Source organism: Plasticicumulans sp. (assembly GCF_035331805.1).
In the GTDB taxonomy this organism is placed as follows: Bacteria; Pseudomonadota; Gammaproteobacteria; order Competibacterales; family Competibacteraceae; genus Plasticicumulans.
The window spans coordinates 1-8,850 of sequence record NZ_DAOLKE010000139.1; the positions used below are offsets into that span (position 1 = coordinate 1).

9 protein-coding genes are annotated in these 8,850 nt (G+C 70.5%); 4 read left to right on the forward strand and 5 right to left on the reverse strand.

The genetic code is table 11. The features are described 5' to 3' along the window. The 4 genes from PKE44_RS10945 to PKE44_RS10960 all read right to left on the reverse strand — a co-directional run. A partial coding sequence (locus PKE44_RS10945) for a CopD family protein (RefSeq protein WP_324551017.1) occupies window positions 1-431 on the reverse strand: 431 nt, incomplete at its 3' end. A 127-nt stretch (window positions 432-558) separates the two neighbouring features. Further along, window positions 559-1,062 carry a TlpA disulfide reductase family protein gene (locus PKE44_RS10950; RefSeq protein WP_324551019.1) on the reverse strand — a complete coding sequence of 168 codons (504 nt, stop codon included), beginning with the start codon at window positions 1,060-1,062 and terminating at the stop codon, window positions 559-561. Window positions 1,063-1,073: 11 nt separating this feature from the next. Next, complete coding sequence (locus tag PKE44_RS10955) at window positions 1,074-1,748, reverse strand: DUF4126 domain-containing protein (protein ID WP_324551021.1); 675 nt, start codon at window positions 1,746-1,748, stop codon at window positions 1,074-1,076. A 61-nt stretch (window positions 1,749-1,809) separates the two neighbouring features. Next, on the reverse strand, window positions 1,810-3,087 hold the full coding sequence (locus PKE44_RS10960) for a chloride channel protein (RefSeq protein ID WP_324551024.1): 1,278 nt from the start codon (window positions 3,085-3,087) through the stop codon (window positions 1,810-1,812). Window positions 3,088-3,342: 255 nt separating this feature from the next. On the opposite strand from PKE44_RS10960, the gene argC reads away from it, so the two are divergent. The 3 genes from argC to nhaA all read left to right on the forward strand — a co-directional run bounded on the left by argC (window position 3,343) and on the right by nhaA (window position 6,212). Continuing rightward, complete coding sequence (gene argC, locus PKE44_RS10965; protein WP_324551027.1) at window positions 3,343-4,380, forward strand: N-acetyl-gamma-glutamyl-phosphate reductase; 1,038 nt, start codon at window positions 3,343-3,345, stop codon at window positions 4,378-4,380. Between the two features lie 126 nt (window positions 4,381-4,506). Further along, window positions 4,507-4,845: an iron-sulfur cluster insertion protein ErpA gene (erpA, locus tag PKE44_RS10970; protein ID WP_324551030.1), complete on the forward strand. Its 339-nt coding sequence runs from the start codon at window positions 4,507-4,509 to the stop codon at window positions 4,843-4,845. 182 nt (window positions 4,846-5,027) lie between these two features. After that, complete coding sequence (gene nhaA, locus PKE44_RS10975) at window positions 5,028-6,212, forward strand: Na+/H+ antiporter NhaA (RefSeq protein ID WP_324551032.1); 1,185 nt, start codon at window positions 5,028-5,030, stop codon at window positions 6,210-6,212. Here nhaA and PKE44_RS10980 read toward each other — a convergent pair. Beyond that, window positions 6,200-7,318 (reverse strand): anhydro-N-acetylmuramic acid kinase, encoded by a 1,119-nt coding sequence (locus tag PKE44_RS10980; protein WP_324551034.1) that lies wholly within the window; start codon window positions 7,316-7,318, stop codon window positions 6,200-6,202. The genes nhaA and PKE44_RS10980 overlap by 13 nt on opposite strands. A 126-nt stretch (window positions 7,319-7,444) precedes the next feature. Between PKE44_RS10980 and tyrS the strand changes: the two genes are divergently transcribed. Further along, complete coding sequence (gene tyrS, locus PKE44_RS10985; protein ID WP_324551036.1) at window positions 7,445-8,644, forward strand: tyrosine--tRNA ligase; 1,200 nt, start codon at window positions 7,445-7,447, stop codon at window positions 8,642-8,644. Window positions 8,645-8,850: the final 206 nt, after the last annotated feature.

Sequence of the window (8,850 nt, forward strand, 5' to 3'; positions counted from 1 at the left end):
GGCTTCAGGCTCGCGAGCAGCACGACCGCGATCAGCACGATGACCGGTGCCTCGTTGAACCAGCGGAACCACCGGTGCGTGCGCGTGTTGGTCAGCTCGCGGAAGGCGCGCAGGTAGCGGTAGCACCAGACGTGGTAGACGACGAGCAGCGCGACCAGCGCGAGCTTCAGGTGCAGCCAGCCCATCTTCGAATACAGCGCCCAGCCGCCGGCCGCGAGCAGCCACAGGCCGAAGCCGATCGTCAGCACCGCTGCCGGTGTCGTGATGCCCCAGAACAGCTTGCGCTCCATGAGCACGAAGCGCTCGTGGCCGGCGCCGTCCTCGGGCGGCAGCATCGCGTGATAGACGTACAGCCGCGGCAGGTAGAACAGGCCGGCGAACCAGCAGACCATCCAGATCAGGTGCCAGGCCTTGATCGCGAGATAGGACATCGGTCGGGTCTCCGTGCAGGAAGGCGGGGCGGGAAAGCGTGGGGTGCCGTGGCGGCAGGACAAAGCAAAACGGGCACCACCGGGTGCCCGTGTCGCAGCGGATGGACCGGCCGCAGGGCCGCGGGGTTCAGGCGCCGAGCATCGACTTCAGCTGCGTCTTCAGCGCCGGCAGGTCGAAGGCACCGATCTTCTGCTGCACGATGCGCCCGTCCGGCGCGATCAGGAACGAGGTCGGCGTCACGCGGATCGTGCCGAAGGCGCGGGCGATGGCCTCGTCGGTGTCGAGCGCGATCGGATAGGGCACCTGCTTCTGGCGCACCAGTTCCATGACGTTGCTCGGCGGGTCGTAGCTCATCGCGACGCCGACGATTTGCAGGCCCTTCGGCTGCAGCTCGCGGTACAGCTCGATCAGGTGCGGCATTTCCTCCATGCAGCCGGGGCAGCTCGTGGCCCAGAAGGTCACGATCGCCGGCTTGCCCTTGAGGTCGGCCGTGGTCAGCGTGCGGCCGTCGAGCGTGCGGAAGGTCGCGGCCGGGGCGGCGTTGACGCCGCCCGGCAGCAGCCAGAACGCCACGAGGCCGAGGACGACGGCGAGGGCGGCGAACGGCAGCAGCTTGTCGGTGAGTTTCATGGCGCGGGTGATCAGGGAGCAGGCGGCGGCAGCCGCGGGGGAGCCGGTGGCGGGCCGGCGGGCGGGATCGGCGATGCCGGTGGCCGGCCGCTGCCGAAGCCGAACCAGCGGGCGAGCGAGGATAGCACGCGCCGGATACCCCTCCAGAGCCGCGGCAGCAGCCAGACGATCAGCGCCACCGACAGCGCGAGCAGCGCAAGCCACAGCGCCGGGTGATGCACGGCGGTCCAGATCGCCGCGAACACGGCGACATCCTCGGTCACCGAGGCCGCCCAGTTGCTGAACGGCTCCGGCGAGGTGTTGATCAGCACGCGCGCGCCGGCCTTCGTGAAGTGCGTGCCGGCGGCGAGCGTGCCGCCGACCAGGCCGGCGGCGATCTGCAGGGCCGGCGACACGTCACCGACGGCGCCGGCGGCGAGCACGGCACCGGCCGGGATGCGGAGGAAGGTGTGCAGCGCGTCCCAGCCGCTGTCGACGCCGGGCGTCTTGTCGGCGAAGAACTCGACGCAGTACATGAGCCCGGCCGCGAGCATCACCAGCGGGTCGCTGAGGATCTGCAGTTCCGGCGGCAGCAGCAGGTCACCGGTGGCGTTGAAGTAGCCGAGCGCGAGCACCGCGGCATACAGGTTGAGGCCGGAAGCCCAGCCGGCGCCGAGGGCGAGGGCGAGCTGATCGACGGCGGTCATGTGACGTACCTCCTGCGGGGCAGGCGGAGGGTGGGGAAAGCGGGCGGCCGGCCGTGCGGCCTCAGGGCCGCTCGCGCGGCGGCCAGTCGATGCCGCGCATCTGCAGCTGGGCGACGAACACCGACGGCAGTCCGAACACGCGGTGCGAGACCAGATCGGCCGCGGCGATGGTCAGCATCGCCGGCAGGATCAGCCGCGGGTCCTGCGTCAGTTCGAGCAGTGCGACCAGGGCTGCCAGCGGTGCGTTCAGCGTCGCGCCCATCATCGCGCCCATGCCGAGCAGCGCACACAGCCCCGGATCGGCGCCCGGCAGCCAATGGCCGCTCAGGCCGCCGGCGAGCGCACCGAGCACCAGCGACGGGCCGATCAGCCCGCCGGGCAGGCCGAGTCCGAGACCGAGCACGGTCGCCGCAAACTTGGCGGCGAGCAGCGGCGCCAGCGTCAGCGCCGTCAGCGTGCCGTCGATCGCCGCGCGCGCCGTGCCGTAGCCGAGACCCATGACCTCCGGCCAGCCGGCGCCGATCACACCGCAGGCCAGCCCGCCGAGCGTCAGGCGCAGCGCCGGCCCGGCCGCTTGCGAGCGGCCGGCGACCGTGCGCAGCGCCTGCACGAAGGCCACGGCCAGCAGGCCGGTCAGCGCGCCCTGCAGCGCGAGCCCCGGAAGCTGCGCGAGGGCATCGAAGCCCGGCGGGGCCGCGGGCAGCAGCGCGTGATCGCCGTAGAAGCCGCGCGAGATCGCCGTCGCCACGACCGCGGCAAGCAGTACCGGCGTCAGATTCGGCAGCGCCGACAGGCCGAGCAGCACCTCGACGGCGAAGGCGACCCCGGCGAGCGGCGTGTTGAAGGCCGCGGCGATGCCGCCGGCCGTGCCGCAGGCGACCAGCAGCCGGCGGGCATCGAGCGACAGCGCCGCGCGCTCGGCGAGCAGGCTGCCGGCGGTGGCGCCGATGTGGATCGCCGGCCCCTCGCGGCCGACCGAATGCCCGCAGATCAGGCAGCTCGCGGCCCCGAGGAACTGCAGCAGCGCGTTGATCCCCGGCAGCCGGGCGCCGTGGTATGCGCAGCGCTCCAGCACGTGCGCGACACCGACAGCCCGCGTCGCTGCCGGCAACCGTGCCCACAGCAGGCCGAGTGCGGCGCCACCGGCCCCGGCGAGCGCGATGCGCGTCAGTGGCGCCAGCGCAGCGAAGTCGTCGAGCCGGCCGGCGCCGAGCAGTCGCATCTGGGCGCCGTCGATCAGCAGCCGGAAGGCGACCATCACCAGCCCCGACAGCACGCCGCAGAGCGCCGCGCAGCCGAGCAGGAACAGGCCCGGCCGCGGATCGTGCGCACGTACCACGGCGGGCGGGGGGCTCGGATTCGGCATGGCCGCGCAGCATGCCACGGTGCGCGCCGGATACGCGCGCGTAACGGCATGGCGTTATGATTGCCGCCCTTTTTGCTCCGGCCACCGGGCCGGGCGGGGCGGTGACGGCGGCCTGCGGGCGTCGCGACCGGTGAGCGGGTGTGGCTTCCGGCACGCACCGGTTCCGGATTCCTCCCGGATTCCTCCCGGCTTCATCTACTGAATGTTTCGGTTACGGAGTGGCAGGCCATGATCAAGGTCGGCATCGTCGGCGGCACCGGGTATACCGGCGTCGAACTTCTGCGGCTGCTCGCCGCGCATCCCGGGGTCGAGCTGACCGCGATCACCTCGCGATCGGAAAAAGGCCTGAAGGTCGCCGACATGTTCCCGAACCTGCGCGGGCGCGTCGATCTGGCCTTCGTCGAACCGTCGCCGGCCGTGCTCGAAGCCTGTGACGCGGTGTTCTTCGCGACGCCGAACGGCACGGCGATGAAGATGGTGCCGGAGCTGCTCGCGGCCGGGGTCCGGGTCATCGACCTCGCAGCCGACTTCCGCCTCGGGGATCCGGCCGAATGGCAGCAGTGGTACGGCATGGCGCACTCCTGCCCCGAGCTGCTGGCCGAGGCCGTCTACGGCCTGCCCGAGGTCAACCGCGAGGCGATCCGCGCAGCACGGCTGGTGGCCAACCCCGGCTGCTATCCGACCGCGGTGCAGCTTGGCTTCCTGCCGCTGATCGAGGCCGGGCTGATCGACGATGCGCAGCTGATCGCCGATGCCAAGTCCGGCGTGTCCGGCGCCGGGCGCAAGGCCGAGGTGCACACGCTGCTCTGCGAGGCCGGCGAGAACTTCAAGGCCTACGGCGTCGGCGGCCACCGCCACCTGCCCGAGATCCGCCAGGGCCTCGCGCGCGCCGCCGGCCACGCCGTCGGCCTGACCTTCGTGCCGCACCTGACGCCGATGATCCGCGGCATCCACGCGACGCTGTACGGGCGGCTGAAATCCGGTGCCGGTGCCGGCGACCTGCAGGCGCTGTACGAGTCCCGCTACGCGAGCGAGACCTTCGTCGACGTGCTGCCGGCCGGTTCGCACCCGGAGACGCGCTCGGTGCGCGGCGCCAACACCTGCCGGATCGCCGTGCACCGGCCGCAGGGCGGCGACACCATCGTCGTGCTGTCGGTCATCGACAATCTGGTCAAGGGCGCGGCCGGTCAGGCCGTGCAGAACCTGAACCTGATGTTCGGCCAGCCCGAAACCGCCGGCATCGACGGCATCGCGCTGCTGCCGTGACCACAAGGGCCCCCTGGCCCGCCGGCGTGCGGATCGGGTATTGTTGATAGCTTTGCTCGGGAACCCCATAATCCGGTGCATTCCCGATTTTTCGCAGCGCACAGCCTGCGCGAGGAGTACCCGGTCATGTCCGAAGAATCCCTGCTCGTGTTCACCGACTCGGCGGCGACCAAGGTCCGCTCGCTGATCGAGGAAGAAAACAATCCGGGCCTGATGCTGCGCGTGTTCGTCAGCGGCGGCGGCTGTTCGGGCTTCCAGTACGGCTTCACGTTCGACGAGGAAGTCCAGGACGGCGACACGATGGTCGAGAACTGCGGCGTACGCCTGCTCGTCGATCCGATGAGCTACCAGTATCTGGTCGGCGCCGAGATCGACTACACCGAGGGCCTCGAAGGCGCGCAGTTCGTGATCCGCAACCCGAACGCCACGACCACCTGCGGCTGCGGATCGTCGTTCACGGTCTGAGCACGCGCGGTTTTTCGTCCTTCCCCGTTTTTCGTCTTCCCACGAAGAGGCCGCAAGGCCTCTTCGTCGTTTCCGGCAAGCGGCGCGGGCGGGCGTGCTAAGGTTCGGGCCGACTGCGCCCTTCCCTTGCCCGCCGCGGCAGGCCGCACGGCCTGCCGCCGCCCGACCGGAGACGCCGCCCGATGCTCAGTGCCCTCAGACACTTCCTGAAACTCGAAGCCGCCAGCGGCATCCTGCTGTTCCTTGCCGCGGTGCTGGCGATGATCGTCGCCAATTCGCCGCTTGCGCCCTGGTACGGGCAATTCCTCGACCTGCCGGTGGCCGTGCGCATCGGGCCGCTGGAGATCGCCAAGCCGCTGCTGCTGTGGATCAACGACGGCCTGATGGCCGTGTTCTTCCTGCTGGTCGGACTGGAACTCAAACGCGAGGTGCTCGAAGGCGAGCTCGCCGATCCGCGTCAGGTCGCGCTGCCGGCGATTGCGGCGATCGGCGGCATGATCGTGCCGGCGCTGGTCTACTGCGCGTTCAACTCCGGCGATCCGGTGGCGCTCAGGGGCTGGGCGATCCCGGCGGCGACCGACATCGCCTTCGCGCTCGGCATCCTGGCGCTGCTCGGCTCGCGCGTGCCGCTGGCGCTGAAGGTGTTCCTGGTGTCGATCGCGATCTTCGACGATCTCGGTGCGATCGTGATCATTGCGCTGTTCTACACGCAGGATCTGTCGATGCTGGCGCTCGGCATCTCGCTCGCGTGCCTGCCGCTGCTGCTGCTGCTGAACCGCTGCAATGTCACGACCTTCACGCCCTACATGCTGATCGGGCTGCTGATGTGGACGGCGCTGCTGAAATCCGGCATCCACGCGACGCTCGCCGGCGTGGTGCTGGCGCTGTTCGTGCCGATGCGCGATCGCAAGGCGCCCGAGTCCTCGCCGCTGCGCCGGCTCGAACACGACCTGCACACCGGGGTCGCCTTCGGCATCCTGCCGCTGTTCGCGTTCGCAAACGCCGGCATCTCGTTCGCCGGCGTCGGCCTGCAGGCGCTGACGCACCCGGTTGCGCTCGGTGTTGCCGGCGGCCTGCTGATCGGCAAGCCGCTCGGCGTCTACGGCGCCAGCCTGCTCGGGCTGAAGCTCGGCATCGGCCGCCTGCCCGAGAGCGTCGACCGGCGGGCGCTGTTCGGCGTCGCGGTGCTCTGCGGCATCGGCTTCACGATGAGCCTGTTCATCGGCTCGCTGGCCTTCCCGGAGGATGCGCACGCCGAACTGTTCGCCGAGCGCTTCGGCATCGTCGCCGGTTCGCTGGTCTCGGGCCTGATCGGCTTCGTGCTGCTGCGCCGGGCGCTGCCGGCGGCGGCGGTTCAGGCCGGATAGATCCCGCCGAGGATCCGCGGCCCGCGCGCCCCGGTGACCTCGGGCAGGTTGCCGGGCAGTCCGGACAGCGTGCGCTGCGCGAGCCACGCGAAGCCGAGCGCTTCGAGGTCGTCCGGATCGACGCCGCAGGCCGCGGTCGAGCGCACCGGCACCGGGCCGGCGAGGGCCGAAAGCCGCGCCATCAGCAGGCGGTTGTGCACGCCGCCGCCGCAGATCAGCCAGGCATCGGCCACGGGTGCATGCACATGGCAGGCATCGGCGATCGTGCGCGCGCTCAGCTCGACCAGCGTTGCCGCGACGCTGCGCGGCGGCAGCGCCCGGCCCAGCGCCCTGCAGTGCGTATCCAGCCAGTCGAGATGAAAATGCTCGCGGCCGGTGCTCTTCGGCGGCGGCGCCGAGAAATAGTCATCGGCGAGCAGGCGATCAAGCAGCGCGGCGTTGACCTCGCCGCCGGCCGACCAGGCGCCGTCGCGGTCCATCGGTTCGCCGAGGTAACGCTCGGTCCAGGCGTTCAGCAGCAGGTTGCCGGGGCCGGTATCGAAGCCGGTCACCGGCCCGCCGCCGGCCGGCAGGTGCGTGAGGTTGGCGATGCCGCCGATGTTGATGACCGCGGTATCGGCCGCGTCGCGCGCAAAGAACGCCGCATGGAAGGCCGGCGCCAGCGGCGCGCCCTGACCGCCGGCGGCGAGGTCGCGGCGGCGGAAGTCGGCGACGACGGTGATGCCGGTCAGCTCGGCGAGCAGCGCCGGATTGCCGATCTGCAGCGTGTACGGTTCGGCGGCCGACGGGGCGTGGCGGATGGTCTGGCCGTGCGAGCCGATCGCGCGCACCTGCCCGGCGCGCAGGCCGCCGAGTTCGAGCAGCTCGCGCACGGCCTGCGCGAACAGCCGCGCGACGCGGTTGTCGAGCTGCGCGGCGCGGTCGAGCTCGTCATGGCCGGGCGCGGCCAGCCCGAGCAGCGCCGCCCGCAGCTCCGCCGGCATTGGCAGTGCGTGGCGCGCCAGCGTCCGCGGCCGGCCGGCCTCGAAGCGCACGAGCACGGCATCGACGGCATCCATGCTGGTGCCGGACATCAGGCCGATGAGCGGGGCGTCGTCGTTGCGCATCCGGAGGTTTCCTGACAGGCGAGGGTGGGCGGCGGAAGTGCCTGATCCGCCATGCGTTCGCGCGCGCCGGTCGCTTCCGGTATCCTGCGCGCCCCCTGCATGAGACGGTCGAGAGCACGAAACACGATGGCGACGGTGGCGGAATCGCTGGACATCATCAAGCGCGGCGCACAGGAGCTGCTGATCGAGTCGGAGCTGATCGAGCGGCTCGGCAGCGGCCGGCCGCTGCGCGTCAAGGCCGGTTTCGACCCGACCGCGCCGGACCTGCACCTCGGCCACACCGTGCTGATCAACAAGCTGCGCCAGTTCCAGGAACTCGGCCACGAGGTGCTGTTCCTGATCGGCGACTTCACCGGCATGATCGGCGACCCCACCGGCAAGAACGTCACGCGCAAGCCCCTGTCGCGCGAGGACGTGCTCGCCAACGCCGAGACCTACCGCGAGCAGGTGTTCCGCATCCTCGACCCCGCGCGCACGCAGGTGCTGTTCAACTCGGCCTGGTACGACACGATGAAGCCGGCCGACTTCATCCAGCTCGCCGCGCGGCACACGGTCGCACGCATGCTGGAGCGTGACGACTTCAGCAAGCGCTACGCCGCCGGCCAGCCGATCGCGATCCATGAATTCCTGTATCCGCTGGTGCAGGGCTACGACTCGGTGGCGATGCGCGCCGATGTCGAACTCGGCGGCACCGACCAGAAGTTCAACCTGCTCGTCGGTCGCGAGCTGCAGAAGGACTACGGCCAGACACCGCAGATCGTGCTGACGATGCCGATCCTCGAAGGCACGGACGGCGTGCAGAAGATGTCGAAGTCGCTCGGCAACTACATCGGCATCCGCGATGCCGCCGACGACATGTTCGGCAAGCTCATGTCGATTTCCGACACGCTGATGTGGCGCTACCTCGAACTGCTGTCGTTCCGGCCGATGAGCGAGATCGAGGCCTGGCAGCGCGAGGTCGAAGCCGGCCTGAACCCGCGCGACGTGAAGTTCCGCCTCGGCGCCGAACTGGTCGATCGCTTCCACGGCAGCGGTGCCGGCGAGCGCGCGGTCGCGGCCTTCGTCGAACGCTTCCAGAAGGGTGCGCTGCCGGACGAGCTGCCCGAGGTCACCGTGCAGGCCGTCAACGGCGCGCTGCCGATCGCCAACCTGCTCAAGGAGGCCGGCCTCGTGAAGAGCACCTCGGACGCGCTGCGCATGCTCGCCCAGGGCGCGGTGCGCCTCGACGGCGAACGCGTCAGCGACCGCGGGCTGAGCCTGCAGGCCGGCAGCACCGTCGTCGCTCAGGTCGGCAAGCGCGCCGTCGCCCGGGTGACCATCGCCTGAAATAAAACCTTCACGCGGGCTTGACGGCCCGGCAATGATCCGTAGAATGCGCCGCTCTTCGCGACCGGCCGCCATCCGGCGGGCAGTCGCGAAGCGTGACATTCTCGAAACAATCAGGCTCGGAGCGGTTTCTGGATTCAGTGGATTCGCTGATTCCGGTGCTTGACGAAAGCGATCTGATTCGTAGAATGCGCGGCCTTGCCGAG

What these genes read in the sequence shown, in the direction of transcription:
- PKE44_RS10950 (WP_324551019.1), bottom strand. Translation starts at nt 1,062, where the DNA reads ATGAAACTCACCGACAAGCTGCTGCCGTTCGCCGCCCTCGCCGTCGTC.
- PKE44_RS10955 (WP_324551021.1), bottom strand. Translation starts at nt 1,748, where the DNA reads ATGACCGCCGTCGATCAGCTCGCCCTCGCCCTCGGCGCCGGCTGGGCT.
- argC (WP_324551027.1), top strand. Translation starts at nt 3,343, where the DNA reads ATGATCAAGGTCGGCATCGTCGGCGGCACCGGGTATACCGGCGTCGAA.
- erpA (WP_324551030.1), top strand. Translation starts at nt 4,507, where the DNA reads ATGTCCGAAGAATCCCTGCTCGTGTTCACCGACTCGGCGGCGACCAAG.
- nhaA (WP_324551032.1), top strand. Translation starts at nt 5,028, where the DNA reads ATGCTCAGTGCCCTCAGACACTTCCTGAAACTCGAAGCCGCCAGCGGC.
- PKE44_RS10980 (WP_324551034.1), bottom strand. Translation starts at nt 7,318, where the DNA reads ATGCGCAACGACGACGCCCCGCTCATCGGCCTGATGTCCGGCACCAGC.
- tyrS (WP_324551036.1), top strand. Translation starts at nt 7,445, where the DNA reads ATGGCGACGGTGGCGGAATCGCTGGACATCATCAAGCGCGGCGCACAG.